Origin of the sequence: uncultured Sulfitobacter sp. (assembly GCF_964021855.1) — a bacterium.
GTDB lineage: Bacteria > Pseudomonadota > Alphaproteobacteria > Rhodobacterales > Rhodobacteraceae > Sulfitobacter.
In genome coordinates this window covers 313,324-332,838 of sequence record NZ_CAXHZD010000001.1, presented here as the reverse complement: position 1 = coordinate 332,838, position 19,515 = coordinate 313,324, and the positions used below count along the sequence as shown (strand labels likewise).

Sequence of the window (19,515 nt, the reverse complement as noted above, 5' to 3'; positions counted from 1 at the left end):
AACGATACGACCCGCCTGATTTTATTGGGCCGGTACAGGATATTTCCATGACAACCGAAACGCTGAACCTCGCTGATCTTAAGGCGCAGACCCCCAAGAACCTCTTGGCGATGGCCGAAGAGCTTGAGATCGAAAACGCGTCGACCATGCGCAAAGGCGAGATGATGTTCCAGATCCTGCGCGAACGCGCGGATGAAGGCTGGGAAATCTCGGGCGACGGTGTGTTGGAAGTACTGCAAGACGGCTTTGGATTTTTGCGCTCGCCCGAGGCAAACTATCTGCCGGGCCCAGATGATATTTACGTTTCACCTGAAATGATCCGCCAGCATTCGCTGCGCACCGGTGACACAATCGAAGGGTTGATCAAGGCGCCCGACGATACAGAGCGTTATTTCGCCCTGACCGAAGTCACCAAAATTAACTTTGAAGAGCCTGAAAAGGCCCGTCACAAGGTTGCATTTGAAAACCTGACGCCGCTTTATCCGGATGAGCGTCTGACGATGGAAGTCGAAGATCCGACCGTCAAAGACCGCTCAGCCCGCATTATCGATCTGGTTTCGCCCATCGGTAAAGGCCAGCGTTGCCTGATCGTTGCCCCGCCGCGCACCGGTAAAACCGTTCTTCTTCAGAACATTGCCAATTCTATCGAAAAAAACCACCCGGAATGTTACTTGATCGTCTTGCTGATCGATGAACGTCCCGAAGAAGTTACCGACATGCAGCGTTCGGTTAAGGGCGAGGTTGTTTCGTCGACCTTCGACGAACCCGCTACCCGTCACGTTGCGGTGTCTGAAATGGTTATCGAAAAGGCCAAGCGTCTGGTCGAACACAAGCGTGACGTTGTCATTCTGCTCGATTCGATCACCCGTCTGGGCCGCGCGTTTAACACCGTTGTGCCATCGTCGGGCAAGGTTCTGACCGGTGGTGTTGACGCCAACGCTTTGCAGCGCCCCAAGCGTTTCTTTGGTGCCGCGCGTAACATCGAAGAGGGCGGATCGCTGACCATCATCGCGACCGCGCTGATCGATACGGGCAGCCGCATGGACGAGGTTATCTTTGAAGAATTCAAAGGTACGGGTAACTCTGAAATCGTTCTGGATCGCAAGATTGCCGACAAACGTGTGTTCCCAGCGATCGACATTCTCAAATCCGGTACGCGCAAAGAGGATCTGTTGGTTGATAAGATCGATCTGCAGAAAACCTTTGTCCTGCGCCGCATTCTGAACCCAATGGGCACAACAGATGCGATTGAATTCCTGATTGGCAAGCTCAAGCAGACCAAGACGAATTCAGACTTCTTCGACTCGATGAACACCTAAGTTATTAAATTATAACAGTGGGTTAGACCAATGGATACGATTTTTGCTCAGGCTACAGCGCAAGGGCGTGCTGGGGTTTGCGTTATTCGTATCTCTGGTCCTCTAGCGTTTGATATTGCAACGAAAATAGCGGCCCCGCTGCCTGATATTCGTCACGCAGCGGTGCGACCAATTATTGATCTGAACGGCGGAACCATCGACAGTGCTTTGGTCTTGGCGTTCAAGGGGCCAAGCAGCTTTACCGGCGAAGACGTGGTCGAGCTGCATCTGCACGGCAGCATCGCTGTGGTGAAGGCGGTTCTCGAACTTCTCTCAACCTTCCCCGATACGCGGTTGGCCGAACCTGGCGAATTTACCCGGCGCGCGATGGAAAACGGCAAGCTTGATCTGACCCAAGTCGAAGGTCTTGGCGATCTGATCGAGGCCGAAACCGAAGCTCAGCGTAAACAAGCGCTTCGCGTTTTGTCGGGCCATCTGGGTCAGCGCGTCGACGAATGGCGCGAAAAGCTGATCCGCGCGGCGGCATTGTTGGAAGTCACCATCGATTTTGCGGATGAAGACGTTCCGGTAGATGTTTCCGGCGAAGTCCGCGAGCTGCTGAAGTCGGTCGACGATGATCTGCTGAAAGAAATCCAAGGCACCCACACGGCAGAACGCATTCGCACCGGGTTTGAGGTCGCTATTATCGGCAAACCAAACGCCGGAAAGTCCACGCTTTTGAATGCGTTGGCGGGTCGGGACGCAGCAATTACGTCTTCAATCGCCGGCACAACCCGCGACGTGATCGAGGTCCGTATGGATATGGGCGGCCTTCCGGTGACTTTACTGGATACCGCTGGCCTGAGGGAAGGCGCTGATGAGGTCGAGGCGATTGGGATTGACCGTGCTTTGTCCCGCGCAGCGGCCGCAGACCTGCGTGTTTTTCTGGTAGAAGAGGGCGAAGACCTTCCTGTTGAGGCAAAGCCGGATGATATTCGCCTTTTACCCAAGGCGGACTTGCGCGGCGACCCATCGGGTTCTATCTCAGGTGCAACTGGTCAGGGCGTTTCCGATCTGATCGCGCAGGTTCAATCGGTTCTGACTACGCGCAGCTTGACGGCTGGGCTTGCCACTCATGAACGTCATCGAGTGGCCTTGCAGAAAGCCGCTGATGGGTTAGCATTCGCGATGTCAGTTCTGGATCAAGGGCCGGATCAATATGATATAGCGGCAGAAGAGTTGCGGCATTCGATTCGTGCGCTCGAAGCATTGGTCGGCCGTATCGACGTTGAAAACCTGCTGGACGTCATATTCGCCAGCTTTTGCTTGGGTAAATAGATTGGAGTGTTTCACGTGAAACATTTTGAAGTCATCGTTATTGGCGGCGGGCATGCCGGTGCCGAAGCAGCACATGCGTCGGCGCGCATGGGTGCGTCGACCGCATTGATCACGATGTCACGGGATGGCATCGGCGTGATGTCATGTAATCCCGCAATTGGTGGCTTGGGCAAAGGGCATCTTGTACGCGAAATCGATGCGATGGACGGCGTAATGGGGCGCGTCGCTGACAAGGCGGGAATACAGTTCCGGCTGCTTAACCGACGTAAAGGGCCCGCAGTCCAGGGTCCGCGCGCCCAGGCCGACCGGGGAATCTACCGGACTGAAATGCTGGCTGAGACTGAGAAACGCGAAAACCTTGAGATTGTCGAAGGCGAGGTCGTTGATTTCATCGTCGAAGAGGGCAGGGTTTGCGGTGCTATTCTGGCCGATGGAACGTCGATCCGATCAAACTCCGTCATTCTAACGACGGGCACTTTCTTGCGTGGCGTCATCCATATCGGTGATGTGTCCCGCTCCGGTGGGCGGATGGGTGATAAAGCGTCGGTTGATTTGGCGAACCGCATCGATTCCTTCAACCTTCCATTGGGTCGGTTAAAGACCGGTACGCCGCCGCGTTTGGATGGTCGCACAATTGACTGGACCAATCTGGAAATGCAACCCGGCGATGATGAGCCCGTCGTTTTCTCGTTTATGTCCAAGGGTATATCAGCCAAGCAGATATCTTGCGGGATCACACATACGAACGAGAAAACGCACGAGATTATCAAGCGCAATCTTGAACGATCTGCCATGTACGGTGGCCATATCGAAGGCGTCGGCCCGCGGTACTGCCCGTCGATCGAGGATAAAGTCGTGCGTTTCGCCGACAAGACCTCCCATCAGGTTTTTCTTGAGCCTGAAGGCGTTGATGACCACACGATCTATCCAAACGGAATCTCGACCTCTTTGCCGGAAGACGTGCAGCTTGAGTATGTGCGGTCTATGGCGGGCCTAGAGAATGTCGAAATTCTTCAGCCGGGCTATGCGATTGAATATGACTATGTCGATCCGCGCGCGCTGGACCTGACGCTAAAGGTGCGCAGCGTTCCAGGTCTTTACCTTGCTGGTCAAATTAACGGTACGACGGGGTATGAAGAAGCAGCCGCCCAAGGACTTGTTGCCGGGCTCAACGCCGCGCTTGAGGCCCAAGGCAAAGACCCGGTAATTTTTAGCCGTGCGCAAAGCTATATAGGCGTGATGATTGATGACCTCACGACACGGGGCGTAACAGAACCCTATCGGATGTTCACCTCGCGGGCGGAGTTCCGGCTTTCCCTGCGCGCCGACAATGCCGATCAACGCTTGACGCCACTTGCAATGCACCTCGGTTGTGTCTCGGCGGCGCGCGCAGAGATTTTTGCAGATAAGATGGGTCGCATGGACGACGCTATGCGGACGCTTCTTGGGTCCGAATGGACGCCCAAGGAGATTTCCGAGGCAGGGATTAAGATTAACCAAGACGGTACCAAGCGGACCGGGTTCCAGTTGCTCGCGTTCCCAGATGTTGTTTTTGAAGATCTGATTGTGTTGAACCCAGCGCTTGCGGATGTGGCGGATGATATCCGCAGGCAGGTGGAACGTGATGCGCTTTATGCCAATTATATCGCGCGCCAACAGCGGGATATCGACCTGCTTCAAAAGGATGAAGCCCATGTTATTCCATCAGATTTCGACTATCGGGTCATCGATGGGCTTTCGAATGAATTGACATCAAAGTTAGAAAAAACAGCACCTACAAACCTAGCACAAGCAGCGCGGATTGATGGTATGACACCGGCGGCGTTGACCTTGATACTATCGCACTTAAAGCGTGGAAGCAGAAAGAAGTCGGCGTGAGCGCATTTGAAGGGGAAGATGTTTCACGTGAAACATTCGAGCAGCTTTCGCAGTTCGCAGGGCTGGTTGAGAGGTGGACCACCAAGATCAACCTGATTTCAAAGCCAAGCGTTACCCATATTTGGGAGCGTCACATCAACGACTCAGTGCAGCTGTATCGTCATGCTCCGGAAGCAGATCACTGGGTTGATTTGGGAAGCGGCGGTGGTTTTCCCGCAATCGTTCTTGCGATCCTGTCCAAACAGGATGGGCGCGATACAAAATTCACCATGGTAGAAAGCGATCAGCGCAAGTGTGTTTTCTTGCGCACTGCTGTCCGAGAGCTGGGACTGAAAGGCGAAGTTCTTAATAGGCGGATTGAGGAAATTCCGGGGCTTGAAGCAGATATTTTGTCTGCCCGGGCGCTTTCGGACTTGTCTAAGCTCCTTGAATACGCTGATCTGCACCTAAGCAATGATGGTATTGCTTTGTTTCCAAAGGGCGAGAACTGGAAAGCCGAAGATGCTGACGCAAAGACCTCATGGCACTATACTTGCGAGCCCATTCCGAGCTTAACAAACCCCGCTGCGGCGATACTTAGAATTAAGGATATATCTCATGTCTGATCCATCGCGCCCTGTGGGCCCCAAGATTATTGCGGTGGCAAATCAGAAGGGCGGCGTGGGTAAAACGACAACGACAATTAACCTTGCTGCTGCCCTTGCTGAACGGGATATGCGGGTTTTGGTGGTTGATCTTGACCCCCAAGGAAATGCGTCTACCGGACTAGGTATTGATGTCGAAGATCGTGAATACACAACATATGAGCTTCTTCTCGAAGATATTGCCTTGGATAAGGTGGTATTGAAGACGGAAACACCTGGCCTGCACATCGTGCCAGCGACGGTGGATCTCAGCTCTGCCGATCTGGAGCTGATCTCGAACGAAAAGCGCAGCTTTCTTTTGCACGATGCGTTGCGGCAGACACAGATGGACAGCTATGCGTTCGACTATATTCTGATCGATTGTCCACCGTCGCTTAACCTTTTGACGGTAAACGCAATGATCGCCGCGCATTCGGTCTTGGTCCCGCTGCAAAGCGAGTTTTTCGCGTTGGAGGGGCTTTCCCAGCTGATGTTAACCATCAGAGAAGTCCGGCAAAGCGGGAACAAGGACCTTCGGATTGAAGGGGTTGTTCTGACAATGTATGATCGGCGGAACAATCTGTCTCAGCAGGTTGAGGAAGATGCGCGCGCGAATTTGGGGGAGCTGGTGTACAAAACAGTGATCCCGCGAAATGTCCGCGTGAGCGAAGCACCGAGTTTTGCAATGCCGGTGCTCAGCTACGATAGCGGTTCAAAAGGCGCGAAAGCCTACCGCGATCTGGCGGAAGAAATTTTGGTTAATGGCGTAGTCTAGGGGCACAACAATGGCAGACAGAGAAAAACGGCGCGGGCTGGGGCGTGGCCTTTCGGCTTTGATGGCGGATGTGGCGGAAACCCAAACAGTCGCATCCGAAGGCGCGGCCGAACGCTTTGTTCCGATTGAGCAGATTTCCCCCAACCCTGAGCAGCCGAGAAAACGGTTTGATCCTCAGGATTTGGAGGATCTGGCGAATTCGATCAAGGAGAAGGGCGTTATCCAGCCCCTGATCGTTCGCCAACGCGCGGACGGCACGTTCGAGATCGTTGCGGGGGAGCGTCGCTGGCGCGCGTCGCAAATGGCCAAGCTGCATGAACTCCCTGTTATTGTTCGTGAATTTACCGATGTTGAGGTCCTTGAGGTCGCGATTATCGAGAACATTCAACGCGCCGATCTGAACTCGATCGAGGAGGCGGCGGGCTATCGTCAGTTGATGGATAAGTTCGGCCACACCCAAGAAAAAATGGCTGAAGCGCTTGGTAAAAGCCGGAGCCATATCGCGAACTTGCTGCGTCTTTTGAACCTGCCCGAAAGCGTGTTGGAGATGGTGCGCGTTGGTGATCTGACGGCGGGCCACGCCAGAACGCTGGTGCCGGCTGATGACCCCGTAAAGCTGGCAAAGCAGATCATCGCCGGTGGCCTGTCTGTTCGCGCGGCGGAGGCCTTGGTTAAAAAAGATCAAGCTGGCGGCGCCGACGCGGCCGAGAAGAAAGCCCCTAAATCGATTGCCGAGAAAGACGCGGATACACGCGCGCTTGAGGGTGATCTAACGGCCAGTCTGGGCATTAAAGTGACGCTGAACCACAAGCCGGGTCAGGAATCTGGCCAAATGATACTCAGCTATAAAACAATGGACGAGCTGGACGAGCTGTGCCGGTTGATCTCGGGCAGCTAGTCTGACAGCAACTCTGCCAAGATCGCGTTGAGCACCATAAATCCTTGGTTTGTAACGCTTAACTGGTCGCCTACCAAATTGATCATCCCGATGTCTTGCATCCGGATGATCTTTTTCTTCGAGAGAGGTGCACCGGCCAGAGTGGTGTAGCGTTTCAGATCAACGCCTTCTTTCAAGCGCAAGCCCATCATCAAAAATTCACTGGCCTGATCTGCGGGGGCGAGGGGCTCGCGTGGCTTTTCGGTTCTGCCAGTGGCAGATGCATCAAGCCAGCGCTGCGGGTTGCTGAAGCATTCGGTGGCAAACCGTGTGCCGTTCTGCGTTAACCGACCATGGGCGCCGGGGCCGATGCCAAGGTAATCGCCGTAGCGCCAATAAATCAGGTTGTGCCGCGATTGCGCGCCGTCACGCGCGTGATTTGACACCTCGTAAGATGGCATTTCCATTTCATCGCAAATCTCTTGCGTGGCGCTGTACATGTCGGCGCCCAGATCATCGTCAGGCAGTCCGCGCAGCTTGCCAATTGCATAGCGATCGCCAAAAGCGGTGCCTTGTTCGATGGTCAGCTGATAGAGAGAAATATGGTCTATCGCCAGCGATAGTGCCTGTTTTAGCTCGGCCCGCCACTCAGGAAGAGTTTGGTTTTGACGGCCATAGATCAGATCGAAACTGACCCGGTCAAAGGTCGAGCGGGCGATATCGAATGCCGTCATCGCCTCGGTCGCTGTATGAATACGGCCAAGGCGTTTTAGATCCGTGTCGTTCAACGCTTGTATGCCCATCGACACGCGATTTACGCCAGCGTCACGAAATCCCTTGAAACGTCCGGCTTCGACCGAGCCCGGATTGGCTTCTAGGGTGATTTCCATGTCATTTGCGACAGGCCACAGCCGATAGATGGCTGCGATGACATCCGCGACGATTTCGGGGTCCATCAGGCTGGGGGTGCCACCGCCAAAAAACACCGCATTCAGCACGCGGCCCTTGGTTTCGGCAGCGCCGCGTTCAAGCTCTCGCAAATAGGCATCGCGCCACGCGCGTTGATCAATTGTGCGACTAACATGGCTGTTAAAGTCACAATACGGGCATTTAGCCTCGCAAAAGGGCCAATGTATGTAGAGGCCGAAACCGCCCTGACGCCAGTCTTCAGTCAAAACAGGCGGAGGTCAGTTTGGTGAACGCATCTGCACGGTGGCTGATCTTGTTCTTCTCGTCATGGGGCATTTCGGCGAATGTCTGAACATAGCCGTCTGGCTGGAACATAGGGTCATAGCCGTGGCCGATGTTGCCACGCATGGGCCAAACCAAGGTGCCGTTGACGCGACCTTCGAATATCTCTTCGTGACCGTCGGGCCATGCCAGCACCAACGTCGCGCAAAAGCGGGCGCGGCGGGGGTGAGGAGCGTTTTTCTCTTCCAGCAGGTTATGGGTTTTCGTCATCGCCATCACGAAATCGCGGCCATTGGGGGTTTCGGACCAATCAGCGGTATAAACGCCGGGGGCACCGTCCAATGCCTCAACCTCGATCCCTGAATCGTCAGCCAACGCGGGCAGGCCGGTGGCCTTTACCGCGGCAACGGCCTTGATCCGGGCATTACCGATAAAATTGTCTTCAGTTTCTTCCGGCTCGGCCAGGTTCATCTCGGCGGCACCCACAACGCGCACACCGAAAGGGGCGAAGAGTTCGGCCATTTCCTCAAGCTTGCCTGCGTTATGGGTGGCGATCAGGATTTGATCGCCGGTGAATTTGCGTGTCATGCGGTGGCTTCTTTTTGAATGTTAACCAGTTCCGTCACACCTTTTTCAGCAAGGTCCATCAACTGGTTCATCTGTTCGCGGGAATAGGTCGATCCCTCGGCGCTCATCTGAATTTCGATCAAACGGCCGGTGCTGGTCATGATAAAGTTGCCATCAACGCCGGCCTCTGAATCCTCGGGGTAGTCGAGATCAAGCACTGGCTGACCGGCGTAGATACCGCAGCTGATCGCCGCGACCGGATCAACCAACGGATCGCTGGTCACATCGCCGGCTTTCATCAGCTTGTTCACCGCCAGTTTCAACGCGATCCAACCACCCGTGATGGACGCACAGCGCGTGCCGCCATCGGCCTGCAATACATCGCAATCGATGGTGATCTGACGTTCGCCCAAGGCGCTGCGATCAACACCGGCGCGCAGGGCGCGGCCGATCAGTCGCTGGATTTCAACGGTACGTCCGCCCTGCTTGCCCATCGCGGATTCCCGACGCATCCGGGTGTTCGTGGCGCGGGGCAACATGCCGTATTCGGCGGTGACCCAACCCAGACCGGACCCTTTGATAAACGGCGGCACGCGATCTTCGATGGTGGCGGTGCACAGGACATGCGTGTCGCCCATCTTGATCAGGGCAGAGCCTTCGGCGTGTTTGGTAAAGCCTGTTTCAACAGACACGGCACGCATTTCGTCAAGTTTCCGACCGGAGGGGCGCATAAGATTATCCTTTTTGATTTATATTGGGGATAACGCCGCACGCTGTGTTGATGCAACCCCGATTGACGTTTGCGGCCATAGCCCTTCTATTAAGGCAGCATGGAAAAAATACCTACAGTTCTAGACGAAATGAATGATCGATCGCGCGAGGTTTTTCGCCGCGTTGTCGAAGGATATCTGGCGAACGGTGATCCGGTGGGATCGCGCACGCTAACCCGCGATTTCAGCGAAAAGGTAAGTGCCGCGACGATCCGCAACGTGATGCAGGACCTTGAGTATATGGGCCTGCTTGGCAGCCCCCATGTCAGCGCGGGCCGTATTCCAACCCAGATGGGTCTGCGGATGTTTGTGGACGGGATGATTGAAATCGGCGACCCCACGGATATCGACCGCGAGAAAATCGACGCGACCATGGGTGATAATGGCGCAGATGTGAGCGGGATCCTGGACCGTGTCGGATCTGCATTGTCAGGCGTCACCCAAGGCGCATCCTTGGTACTCACCCCGAAACACGAGGCACCGATCAAACATATCGAATTCGTCTCTCTTTCGCAGGATAGAGCCTTGGTTGTGCTCGTATTCTCGGACGGTCATGTGGAAAACCGGCTGTTCACCCCGCCACCCGGCCAAACCCCCAGCAGCATGCGCGAGGCTGCAAATTTCCTGAATGCGTTGGTTGAAGGGAAAACAATATCCGAACTGCAGCGCGCCATAACGCTTCAGATCAACGAACGTCGGCAAGAGATTGATATTCTGGCCCAGCAATTGGTCGAAAGCGGGATGGCGCTCTGGCAGGATGACGGGGAACACCCCGAGCGATTGATCGTGCGCGGGCGTTCGAATTTGATCAACGCCGAAGGCGAGGCCGAAAACGTAGAGCTGATCCGGCAGCTGTTCGATGATCTGGAACGTAAGCGGGATATCGCTGAATTTCTGGAACTGGCCGATGGTGGGGACGGTGTGCGCATTTTTATTGGCTCTGAGAACAAACTTTTTTCACTTTCGGGTTCCTCTCTGGTCGTTTCCCCTTATATGAACGCTGATCGTAAGGTGATTGGTGCCGTCGGCGTGATTGGCCCCACCCGCCTTAATTATGGACGTATCGTGCCGATTGTGAATTACACGGCGCAGCTGGTTGGGAAACTTATCTCGAACCGCAGCTAGAGGTGGAATATGGCAGAGCCGAGAGAGAATGAATTTTTGGACGACATTGATGATGCAGAGGCCGAAGCCTATGCTGATGAAATGGAAGAAATTGACGACGAAGCGCTGGAGCTAGACCAGTTGCGTGCCGAGCGTGATCTGTTGAAGGACCGCTTTATGCGTGCGCTGGCCGATGCCGAAAACGCGCGCAAGCGGTCGGACAAGGACCGTCGTGAAGCAGAGAACTATGGTGGGTCCAAGCTGGCCCGCGATATGCTGCCGGTCTACGACAACATGAAACGCGCGCTGGAAGCCGTTACCGATGAACAGCGCACGATTTCCGGGCCGTTGCTGGAAGGGATCGAACTGACAATGCGCGAGCTTTTGAACGTGTTCAAAAAGCACGGCATCGAAGTGATCGCGCCCGAGGTTGGTGATAAGTTTGACCCGCAGCAGCATCAAGCGATGTTTGAAGCGCCGGTTCCTGGCACCACCGCCGGAGAGATCATTCAGGTCGCGACCGAGGGTTTCATGCTGCACGACCGCCTGCTGCGCCCGGCGCAAGTTGGCGTTTCGTCAATGCCCGCAAGCTAAGCCGCTTTGGTTTAGCTGCGGACCCTTCGGGGAGGATTTATTTCCATTTGGAATATAGGGGAGGCGGTCAATCTTTGGCCGCCTCTTTTAGTTGATAGAGCACATCCAAAGCTTCGCGGGGGGTGAGTTCATCCGGCAAGATATCTGCGAGGGCCGTTTCGACCTTGGAGATCTTTGTCGGTTGGGGCGGCGGCGTTGGTGCGACAGAGAACAGCGGAAGATCGTCGATCAAGGTTTTCTGCGTGGCACCGCCTTCGCGTTCGCCTTTTTCAAGCGCTTCGAGAACGACGCGGGCGCGGGCGATGACCGATTGCGGCAGGCCGGCGAGCTGTGCGACTTGAACACCATATGATCTGTCAGCGGCACCCTTCTTGACCTCGTGGAGGAAGATAACCTCGCCTTCCCATTCTTTCACGGTGACGGTCGCGTTTTCGACGCCGTCCAATTTGTTCGAAAGGGCGGTCATTTCGTGGTAATGCGTGGCGAACAGCGCGCGCGAACGGTTTACATCGTGCAAATGTTCCAGCGTTGCCCATGCAATCGAAAGCCCATCATAGGTCGCTGTGCCGCGGCCGATTTCATCCAAGATGACCAGCGCCCGGTCGTCTGCCTGATTAAGGATCGCCGCGGTTTCGACCATTTCGACCATAAAGGTCGACCGCCCGCGGGCAAGATCGTCGGATGCGCCCACGCGGCTGAAGATCTGGCTGACCAGACCGATATGTGCAGTGGTCGCGGGGACGTAGCTGCCCATCTGCGCCATCAGGGCGATCAACGCGTTTTGGCGTAGAAAGGTCGATTTACCGGCCATGTTCGGGCCGGTCAGCAGCCAGATCTGCGCGTGTTCGTCGGTTGCGGATAATGTGCAATCGTTGGCGATGAACGCGGCCCCGGATTGCTGGGCCAGTGCGCGTTCCACGACGGGGTGACGGCCGCCCGAGATATCGAAAGCCCGCGAATTATCGACGCGCGGCTTGGCCCAGTTTTCGGCCTGCGCCAGTTCGGCCAGCGCGGTGGCCAAGTCGATTTCGGCGAGGCCTGCGGAGACGATACCGATGGGGCCTGCCTCGGCCAGAATTGCGGCTTTCAGCGTTTCATAGAGCCGTTTTTCGATCTCAAGCGCGTGATTGCCCGCATTGAGGATCTTGGTTTCCATCTCGGACAGCTCGACCGTGGTAAAGCGGACCTGGTTCGCGGTGGTTTGCCGGTGGATGAAGGTTTCGGACAGCGGGGCCGATAGCATTTTTTCGGCGTGGGTCGAGGTGACCTCGATGAAATAGCCCAAGACGTTGTTATGTTTGATCTTTAGCGCGGAAATTCCGGTCGTTGATATGAATTCCTGCTGCATTTGCGCGATAACGCTGCGGCCCTCGTCACGCAGGGTGCGAACCTCGTCAAGCTCACTGTCGTAACCGGGGGCGATAAAGCCGCCATCGCGGGCCAAAAGCGGTGGTTCGGCGACCAAGGCCTGATCGAGAAGATCAACCAATGTGTCATGACCTCGCAACCCCTTGATAGCATTTGATAAAAGATCGGGCATGTCGCTGCTGTCGGTCTTGTCTGCAAGCAGGCTGGCCTCTGCCAGGCCATTGCGAATGGCGGCCAGATCGCGTGGGCCGCCGCGATCAAGTGACAGGCGGGACAATGCGCGTTCCAGATCGGGAACATTGCGCAGATGGTCGCGAAGATCGTGCCGCAAGCGGCTGTTATCGACGGCAAAGGTAATGGCGTCTAGGCGGGCATGAATCGTCTCTAACACGCGGGATGGTGACGAAATGCGCCGTTCCAACAGGCGCCCGCCACCGGCGGTAACTGTCTTGTCCATGACAGAAAGCAACGTACCAGCACGGCCACCAGATAGCGCGTGGGTCAGTTCAAGGTTGCGGCGCGTTGCGGTATCAATCTGGACGCTGCGGGCCTCGGATTCCTTTTGCGGCGGGCGCAGCAGGGGGAGTTTGCCCTTTTGAGTGATCTCGAGATATTCGATGACGGCACCCATGGCCGAAATATCGGCGCGCTCAAAACTGCCGAATGCATCAAGCGAACTGACCCCGAACAGATCGCAAACACTTTTCTCGGCGCTGGTGCTGTCAAATGCGGAACGGGCGAGGGGCGTCAGCGACAGATTGAAATCGGCCACTAGGTCGCGCAGTTCGTCTTCCTTTGCTTCTGATACGATGAGTTCCGAGGGGGATAAACGTGCCAGCTCCGGACCGAGCCGCGCCAAAGTGAGGGGCATCACGTGAAATGCGCCGGTGGAAATATCCACCCAAGACAACGCATGTTGGCCGCGCACCTCGGCAAAGGCGGCAAGGAAATTATGACGCCGCGCGTCGAGAAGGGATTCTTCGGTCAATGTGCCGGGGGTCACCAAACGCACCACGTCGCGTTTGACGATGGCCTTGTATCCACGCTTCTTCGCCTCTGCCGGGCTTTCCATTTGTTCGCATACGGCGACGCGGAACCCTTTGCGGATCAGGGTCAGCAGATACCCTTCGGCGGCATGCACGGGAACGCCGCACATTGCGATGTCTTCGCCGCCATGTTTGCCGCGTTTGGTAAGCGCAATATCCAGCGCCTCGGCTGCGGCGACGGCATCATCAAAAAACATCTCGTAAAAATCGCCCATGCGGTAAAACAGCAAGGCGTCGGCATATTGCGCTTTCAACTCAAGATACTGCGCCATCATTGGCGTGATTTTTTCGTCGCTCACTACAAACCCCTGTTCGGCATATGCCTGTCTACAAAAACACGGGCGGGCATGAAAGGGGCGATCCTGATTGGTAAGGCGCGCCTGCCGTCAGATTTCCCAAAACCGCATGTCAAATTTACCGGTTAACGTGATTGGCTTCGTTACGTCGCAGGCCTGTGAGCGCCATCATGATTGTACGCAGGGCGGTTCGTCGATATTAAGCCCTGAAACAATAGGGAAGCTTTGCCAGTGTCCAAGAACCGCATCACATCCGAAGAGGCGCTTGCCTTTCACCTAGAGCCAACGCCCGGCAAGTTCGAGATTACCGCGACTGTCCCCATGACAACGCAGCGCGATCTGAGCCTTGCCTATTCGCCCGGTGTTGCGGTGCCGTGTGAATCGATCGCTGAAAACCCTGAACTGGCGTATGATTACACCAACAAGGGCAATCTGGTTGCGGTGATTTCAAACGGCACGGCTGTCTTGGGCTTGGGTAATCTGGGCGCGTTGGCGTCCAAGCCGGTGATGGAAGGCAAGGCGGTCCTGTTCAAACGCTTCGCCGATGTGAATTCGATCGATATTGAGCTGGATACCGAAGACCCCGAAGCGTTTATTAACGCAGTCAAACTGATGGGCCCGACCTTTGGCGGCATTAACCTTGAGGATATCAAGGCACCTGAATGTTTCATCATTGAACAGCGCCTGAAAGAAGAGATGGATATTCCCGTCTTTCATGACGACCAACACGGGACTGCGGTGATCTGTGCGGCCGGCCTGCTGAACGCGCTGCATATTTCTGGCAAGAAAATCGAAGACGTGCGCATTGTGTTGAACGGTGCGGGGGCTGCCGGAATCGCCTGTCTTGAGCTGCTGAAAGCGATGGGCGCACAGCACAACAACTGCATTATGTGTGACACAAAGGGCGTTATTTATCAGGGTCGTACCGAAGGTATGAACCAGTGGAAATCGGCCCACGCCGCATCGACCGATCTGCGCAGCCTCGAAGAGGCGATGAAAGACGCCGATGTGTTTTTGGGCGTGTCGGTCAAGGGTGCTGTGACCCCTGCGATGGTTGCCAGCATGGCGGATAATCCGGTGATCTTTGCCATGGCGAACCCCGATCCCGAGATTACACCCGAAGAAGCGCATGAAGTCCGCCCCGACGCCATCGTCGCCACGGGCCGCAGTGATTATCCGAACCAAGTGAACAACGTGTTGGGCTTTCCCTATCTGTTCCGTGGCGCGCTGGATATTCACGCCCGCGCCATCAATGACGAGATGAAGATCGCCTGTGCCCATGCCTTGGCCAATCTTGCCCGCGAGGACGTGCCGGACGAGGTCGCGCTGGCCTATGGTAAAAACCTGAGCTTTGGTCGTGATTATATCATCCCCACGCCGTTTGACCCGCGTTTGATCCACCGCATTCCACCTGCCGTGGCCCGCGCCGGGATGCACACTGGCGTCGCGCGGCGCCCGATCATCGACATGGACGCGTATGAGCTGAGCCTGAAATCGCGTATGGACCCGACGGCGAATATTCTGCGCGGGATAAACGCCCGTGCCCGTGCCAATCAGGCGCGTATGATTTTTGCCGAAGGGGATGACCCCAAGGTGTTGCGCGCTGCGGTCACGTATCAACGTTCCGGTCTGGGCAAAGCGTTGGTTGTTGGTCGGTCTGACGACGTAAAGGCCAAGCTGGCAGCCGCCGGTTTGGAAGATGCCTATCGCGAGCTTGAGATCGTGAATGCGGCCAATACGACCCACTTGGATGCGTATAAAACGTTTCTGTACGAGCGTCTGAAACGTCGGGGCTTTGACAGCAAAGACATTCACCGTCTTGCCGCGCGCGACCGCCATGTTTTTGCGGCGTTGATGTTGGCGCATGGGCATGGCGATGGTCTGGTGACCGGTGCGACACGCAAATCCGCCCATGTCCTCGAGCGGATTAACCATGTGTTTAACGCCGATGCGCAGCATGGCGCGGTTGGTATTACCGCCGTTCTGCACAAAGGCCGGATCGTGTTTATCGGCGATACGCTGGTGCATGAATGGCCGGATGAAAACGATCTGGCGAACATCGCTGAAAGCGGTGCCAAGGTTGCGCGGCATCTGGGGCTTGAGCCCCGCGTAGCCTTCGTCAGCTTTTCGACATTCGGTTATCCGATTTCCGAACGGGCCGAGAAAATGCAGCGCGCGCCAAACGTTCTGGACACCCGCGGTGTTAACTTTGAATACGAAGGCGAGATGACCGTTGATGTCGCGCTGAACGCGGAAAGCCAAAAGAACTATCCGTTCTCGCGGTTGACGGGACCTGCGAATATTCTGGTGGTTCCGGCACGGCATTCGGCCAGCATTTCGGTTAAATTGATGCAGGAAATGGCGGGCGCCACGGTGATTGGCCCGATTTTGACCGGTTTGGATAAATCGATCCAGATCTGTTCAACCACATCGACGGCCAATGACATCCTGAACATGGCAATCCTGGCGGCATGTAAGGTCGGCGAATGATCTGGAACCTCGGCTCAATCAACGCGGATAATTTCTATTACCTGCGTCATTTGCCGAAACCCGGCGAAACCATCGCGGCCGAGGATTTTAACCAAGGCTTGGGCGGCAAGGGCGCGAATATGTCAGTCGCCGCCGCCCGCGCGGGTACCCGTGTGATGCATATCGGTGCCGTTGGGCCTGATGGGAAATGGGCGGTCGAACGTCTGTTGGAATACGGGGTCGAGACCCAGCATATCCACATGATCAACATGCCCACGGGCCACGCGAATATCTGTGTCGCCGAAGATGGCGAGAATAATATCGTCCTATTTGGCGGGGCAAATTTCGAGGTTGACGACAGGATCATCGGCGGTGCCCTGTCCGAGGCGTCGCCCGGTGATTTCCTGTTGATGCAGAACGAAACTTTGGGTCAGGAATTTGCCGCCCGTACTGCGAAAACCCTCGGGCTGCGCGTGGCTTATGCCGCCGCCCCGTTCGAGGCAGACGTCGTGGCCGACGTGATGGATGATGTCGATCTGCTGGTTCTGAACGAGGGTGAAGCAGCTGATCTGGTTCAGGCGCTGGGCCAATCGTTGGATCAGCTTCCCATTGACGACATCATTGTCACCTTGGGTGAAAACGGCTGTAAATGGGTCTCTAACAAAGGGAAAAGCGAGCAATCTTTTGCGGCTTATCCCGTCAAGCCTGTTGATACGACGGGTGCCGGTGACACGTTTACCGGTTATTTGGTTGCCGCGCTTGATCGCAAGCTGCCGATGTCGGACGCAATTACGCTGGCCATGCAAGCTGCCGCTTTGATGGTGACGCGGCAGGGCACGGCAGATGTGATTCCAGACCTGAAGGAAATTCAGGATCATAATTTCGACGGTGACCCTAATGCGTAAAGGGTGCGGCATCGCCCCATAATTGTTTCACGCGCTGATCCCGCCCGCATCTGTCGCGATAGCGTTTGTAGGCATCGGATTTCTTGACGCCCAGACCGACGCTGCTGAATGCCAGCCGGTCGCTGCTTTTATAATAGTTCTGGTGATACTCGTCGGCGGGGTAAAACGCGGCTTTGCCTAAAATCGGTGTGACCACTGTTTGGCCCAATGCGGCTTGTGCATCTGCTTTGGCTTTTTCAGCGGCGGCCTTTTGTGCGGGACCGTCGGCAAAGATCGCTGTGCGATAGCTGTCGCCGCGATCACAAAACTGACCGCCGGCATCCGTCGGGTCGACTGACCGGAAAAACATCGCCAGCAGTTGATCGGTGCTGACCACCGCAGGATCAAATTGGATTTGCGCGACTTCGTAATGCCCAGTGCCACCTGCGACGACTTGTTTGTAGGTCGGGTTTTTCATCGATCCGCCTGCAAAACCGGAAATGACCTCCTTTACGCCTTTGACGCCTTCGAAATCGGATTCGACGCACCAAAAGCACCCGCCAGCCACCAAAAGCGTCTCTGTCCCGGCGGCTTTGGCGCTGGTGCCCTGCGCGATGAGGCCCAAACCGATGGTGACGGAAAGGGCGATCAGCTTGATATTGGTTAAGATGCGCATTGGGGGTCTCCTCTGTTACGGGACGGTGACGCGGTTCGCGGCATGGCGCAACGCACAGCTTGGGCATCTCACGCGCTGTTGAATTCAATTTCAGGCTTGGCGCGGGGCGGTGAAGTTCTTAGCGTCGCGGTGAAAAGGGGATTACCGATGCAAGATCACGTGACCACACATCAGGCCGAAGAAGACGCGCGCAACAACGAGATACTGATTTACCTGAACGGCCAGATTGTTCCCAAGGCCCAAGCGATGGTCAGCGTGTACGACAGCGGGTTCATGTTGGGCGATGGCATCTGGGAAGGGTTGCGCCTGTATGATGGCTGTTGGGCCTTCATGGATGAGCATTTTGACCGTCTGTTCGAGGCTGCGAAAGCCATCGATATCGATGTCGGAATGACTCGCGAAACATTGATTTCCGCCTTGTTAGAGACGCAAAAAGCCAATGATATGACCACCGATGCCCATGCGCGTTTGATGATCACGCGCGGCGTCAAAACCCGACCGTTTCAGCACCCGTCGCTGTCGCAATCCGGTCCGACGATCACCATTATTATGGAGCATTCACGCCCCAGCATTCCGCGCCCGATCCGGTTGGCGACTGTTCCCCACTTGCGCGGGTTGCCGATGACCCAAGACCCCAAATTGAACAGCCATTCCAAGCTGAACTGCATTCTGGCCTGTATCGCTGCGGAAAAGGCCGGTGCCGACGAGGCGCTGATGCTGGATATCAATGGCTTTGTGAACACGACCAACGCTTGTAACTTTTTCATCGTGCGCAAGGGGGCGGTTTGGACCAGCACGGGTGACTATTGTATGAACGGCATCACGCGGCAAAAGGTGATCGATCTGTGCCGCGCTAATGACATCTCGGTTTTTGAGCGTAATTTTTCACTCGTTGATACCTATGGCGCAGACGAGGCGTTTTTGACCGGGACATTTGGCGCGCAGACGCCCGTTGCATCGATTGACGGTCGCCAGATTGGCACTGGGGAAATGGGGCCAATGACGTTGCGGTTGCGCGATCTCTACAAGGATCTGATCAAGCAGGAATGCGCCTGATGCGGATCGCGATGTGGTCCGGCCCGCGCAATTTAAGCACGGCGATGATGTACAGCTTTGGCAACCGCGCTGATTTTGCGGTGATGGATGAACCGTTCTATGCGGCCTATCTGGCGGCAACGGGCGTGGATCATCCGATGCGGGCCGAGATATTGGCCGCCCAAGACACCGACCCTGCGCAGGTCGCCGCGCTTTGTGCGCAGCCGGGCAGGCCGCATATGTATATGAAACATATGCCGCATCACATGCTAGACGGTTTTCCGATGGAATGGGCCAAGGGGTGTGCGAACATTCACCTGATCCGACACCCGGCCCGCGTGATTGCCAGCTATGCCGCGAAACGCGAGGCACCCAGCTTTGCGGATATTGGATTTGGTCAGCAGACGGCGCTTTATGATCAGATCGGCGGCTTGGTCATCGATTCCGCTGATATTCGCGCCGACCCCGAGGGGATGTTGCGCAAGCTGTGTAAGGCGATCGATCTGCCGTTTGATCCTGCGACGTTGTCGTGGCCAGCAGGTGCCAGGGCAGAGGATGGTGTTTGGGCGTCGCATTGGTATGGGGCCGTGCATAAAAGCACGGGGTTCGCCGGGGCCGAGGGGCCGTTGCCAAAGCTATCAGGGGATGAGGAACGGCTTCTGGAGGAAGCGCTGCCCCATTATAATACGCTTTATGATCAACGTATTAGGTGAATACCTGCCCACC

Annotated in this window: 17 protein-coding genes; 12 read left to right on the top strand and 5 right to left on the bottom strand. The window is 55.9% G+C overall.

Annotation, left to right across the window (positions count from 1 at the left end):
• The first annotated feature begins 47 nt into the window (after positions 1-47).
• The 6 genes from rho to AADJ11_RS01540 are packed head-to-tail and all read left to right on the top strand — an operon-like array spanning position 48 to position 6,810.
• The gene (rho, locus tag AADJ11_RS01565) at positions 48-1,319 is read left to right on the top strand and encodes a transcription termination factor Rho (RefSeq protein WP_341232804.1); all 1,272 of its coding nucleotides are present in this window, start codon (positions 48-50) and stop codon (positions 1,317-1,319) included.
• Positions 1,320-1,349: 30 nt separating this feature from the next.
• On the top strand, positions 1,350-2,636 hold the full coding sequence (gene mnmE / locus AADJ11_RS01560) for a tRNA uridine-5-carboxymethylaminomethyl(34) synthesis GTPase MnmE (RefSeq protein WP_341232803.1): 1,287 nt from the start codon (positions 1,350-1,352) through the stop codon (positions 2,634-2,636).
• A 15-nt stretch (positions 2,637-2,651) separates the two neighbouring features.
• Positions 2,652-4,514, top strand: coding sequence for a tRNA uridine-5-carboxymethylaminomethyl(34) synthesis enzyme MnmG (gene mnmG / locus AADJ11_RS01555; RefSeq protein ID WP_341232802.1), 1,863 nt, complete (start codon positions 2,652-2,654; stop codon positions 4,512-4,514).
• Positions 4,511-5,119, top strand: a complete 609-nt coding sequence (rsmG, locus tag AADJ11_RS01550) for a 16S rRNA (guanine(527)-N(7))-methyltransferase RsmG (RefSeq protein WP_341232801.1) — start codon at positions 4,511-4,513, stop codon at positions 5,117-5,119. The genes mnmG and rsmG overlap by 4 nt, the downstream gene beginning before the upstream one ends.
• A complete protein-coding gene (locus tag AADJ11_RS01545) occupies positions 5,112-5,912 on the top strand; it encodes a ParA family protein (RefSeq protein WP_341232800.1) in 801 nt (266 codons plus the stop codon). The genes rsmG and AADJ11_RS01545 overlap by 8 nt, the downstream gene beginning before the upstream one ends.
• A gap of 10 nt (positions 5,913-5,922) precedes the next feature.
• Positions 5,923-6,810 carry a ParB/RepB/Spo0J family partition protein gene (locus AADJ11_RS01540; protein ID WP_341232799.1) on the top strand — a complete coding sequence of 296 codons (888 nt, stop codon included), beginning with the start codon at positions 5,923-5,925 and terminating at the stop codon, positions 6,808-6,810.
• Here AADJ11_RS01540 and hemW read toward each other — a convergent pair.
• The 3 genes from hemW to rph are packed head-to-tail and all read right to left on the bottom strand — an operon-like array spanning position 6,807 to position 9,278.
• Entirely contained in the window at positions 6,807-7,964 is a 1,158-nt protein-coding gene (gene hemW, locus AADJ11_RS01535; protein WP_341232798.1) for a radical SAM family heme chaperone HemW, read from the bottom strand. The two genes, AADJ11_RS01540 and hemW, sit on opposite strands and share 4 nt — an antisense overlap.
• Entirely contained in the window at positions 7,957-8,568 is a 612-nt protein-coding gene (rdgB, locus tag AADJ11_RS01530; RefSeq protein ID WP_341232797.1) for an RdgB/HAM1 family non-canonical purine NTP pyrophosphatase, read from the bottom strand. Before rdgB ends, hemW begins: the two co-directional genes overlap by 8 nt.
• The gene (rph, locus tag AADJ11_RS01525; RefSeq protein ID WP_341232796.1) at positions 8,565-9,278 is read right to left on the bottom strand and encodes a ribonuclease PH; all 714 of its coding nucleotides are present in this window, start codon (positions 9,276-9,278) and stop codon (positions 8,565-8,567) included. Before rph ends, rdgB begins: the two co-directional genes overlap by 4 nt.
• Before the next feature lie 99 nt (positions 9,279-9,377).
• On the opposite strand from rph, the gene hrcA reads away from it, so the two are divergent.
• Together hrcA and AADJ11_RS01515 are read left to right on the top strand one after the other, a co-directional pair.
• Positions 9,378-10,442, top strand: a complete 1,065-nt coding sequence (gene hrcA / locus AADJ11_RS01520) for a heat-inducible transcriptional repressor HrcA (RefSeq protein WP_341232795.1) — start codon at positions 9,378-9,380, stop codon at positions 10,440-10,442.
• A gap of 9 nt (positions 10,443-10,451) precedes the next feature.
• On the top strand, positions 10,452-11,015 hold the full coding sequence (locus tag AADJ11_RS01515) for a nucleotide exchange factor GrpE (protein WP_341232794.1): 564 nt from the start codon (positions 10,452-10,454) through the stop codon (positions 11,013-11,015).
• A gap of 67 nt (positions 11,016-11,082) precedes the next feature.
• Here the strand turns inward: AADJ11_RS01515 and mutS are convergent, their stop codons facing one another.
• Positions 11,083-13,704: a DNA mismatch repair protein MutS gene (mutS, locus tag AADJ11_RS01510; protein WP_341233641.1), complete on the bottom strand. Its 2,622-nt coding sequence runs from the start codon at positions 13,702-13,704 to the stop codon at positions 11,083-11,085.
• A 252-nt stretch (positions 13,705-13,956) separates the two neighbouring features.
• Between mutS and AADJ11_RS01505 the strand changes: the two genes are divergently transcribed.
• Positions 13,957-16,215: an NADP-dependent malic enzyme gene (locus AADJ11_RS01505; RefSeq protein ID WP_341232793.1), complete on the top strand. Its 2,259-nt coding sequence runs from the start codon at positions 13,957-13,959 to the stop codon at positions 16,213-16,215.
• The gene (locus AADJ11_RS01500; protein ID WP_341232792.1) at positions 16,212-17,099 is read left to right on the top strand and encodes a ribokinase; all 888 of its coding nucleotides are present in this window, start codon (positions 16,212-16,214) and stop codon (positions 17,097-17,099) included. The genes AADJ11_RS01505 and AADJ11_RS01500 overlap by 4 nt, the downstream gene beginning before the upstream one ends.
• On the opposite strand, the gene msrA is transcribed toward AADJ11_RS01500, so the two are convergent.
• A complete protein-coding gene (gene msrA / locus AADJ11_RS01495; protein ID WP_341232791.1) occupies positions 17,089-17,754 on the bottom strand; it encodes a peptide-methionine (S)-S-oxide reductase MsrA in 666 nt (221 codons plus the stop codon). The two genes, AADJ11_RS01500 and msrA, sit on opposite strands and share 11 nt — an antisense overlap.
• A gap of 147 nt (positions 17,755-17,901) precedes the next feature.
• On the opposite strand from msrA, the gene AADJ11_RS01490 reads away from it, so the two are divergent.
• A complete protein-coding gene (locus tag AADJ11_RS01490; protein WP_341232790.1) occupies positions 17,902-18,810 on the top strand; it encodes a D-amino acid aminotransferase in 909 nt (302 codons plus the stop codon).
• Entirely contained in the window at positions 18,810-19,502 is a 693-nt protein-coding gene (locus tag AADJ11_RS01485) for an HAD family hydrolase (RefSeq protein WP_341232789.1), read from the top strand. Before AADJ11_RS01490 ends, AADJ11_RS01485 begins: the two co-directional genes overlap by 1 nt.
• Positions 19,503-19,515 lie beyond the last annotated feature (13 nt).

Excerpts from the sequence above, each read along its gene's own strand:
- rho (WP_341232804.1), top strand. The coding sequence starts at position 48 with ATGACAACCGAAACGCTGAACCTCGCTGATCTTAAGGCGCAGACCCCC.
- mnmE (WP_341232803.1), top strand. The coding sequence starts at position 1,350 with ATGGATACGATTTTTGCTCAGGCTACAGCGCAAGGGCGTGCTGGGGTT.
- AADJ11_RS01545 (WP_341232800.1), top strand. The coding sequence starts at position 5,112 with ATGTCTGATCCATCGCGCCCTGTGGGCCCCAAGATTATTGCGGTGGCA.
- AADJ11_RS01540 (WP_341232799.1), top strand. The coding sequence starts at position 5,923 with ATGGCAGACAGAGAAAAACGGCGCGGGCTGGGGCGTGGCCTTTCGGCT.
- rdgB (WP_341232797.1), bottom strand. The coding sequence starts at position 8,568 with ATGACACGCAAATTCACCGGCGATCAAATCCTGATCGCCACCCATAAC.
- rph (WP_341232796.1), bottom strand. The coding sequence starts at position 9,278 with ATGCGCCCCTCCGGTCGGAAACTTGACGAAATGCGTGCCGTGTCTGTT.
- hrcA (WP_341232795.1), top strand. The coding sequence starts at position 9,378 with ATGGAAAAAATACCTACAGTTCTAGACGAAATGAATGATCGATCGCGC.
- AADJ11_RS01515 (WP_341232794.1), top strand. The coding sequence starts at position 10,452 with ATGGCAGAGCCGAGAGAGAATGAATTTTTGGACGACATTGATGATGCA.
- mutS (WP_341233641.1), bottom strand. The coding sequence starts at position 13,704 with ATGATGGCGCAGTATCTTGAGTTGAAAGCGCAATATGCCGACGCCTTG.
- AADJ11_RS01500 (WP_341232792.1), top strand. The coding sequence starts at position 16,212 with ATGATCTGGAACCTCGGCTCAATCAACGCGGATAATTTCTATTACCTG.
- msrA (WP_341232791.1), bottom strand. The coding sequence starts at position 17,754 with ATGCGCATCTTAACCAATATCAAGCTGATCGCCCTTTCCGTCACCATC.
- AADJ11_RS01490 (WP_341232790.1), top strand. The coding sequence starts at position 17,902 with ATGCAAGATCACGTGACCACACATCAGGCCGAAGAAGACGCGCGCAAC.
- AADJ11_RS01485 (WP_341232789.1), top strand. The coding sequence starts at position 18,810 with ATGCGGATCGCGATGTGGTCCGGCCCGCGCAATTTAAGCACGGCGATG.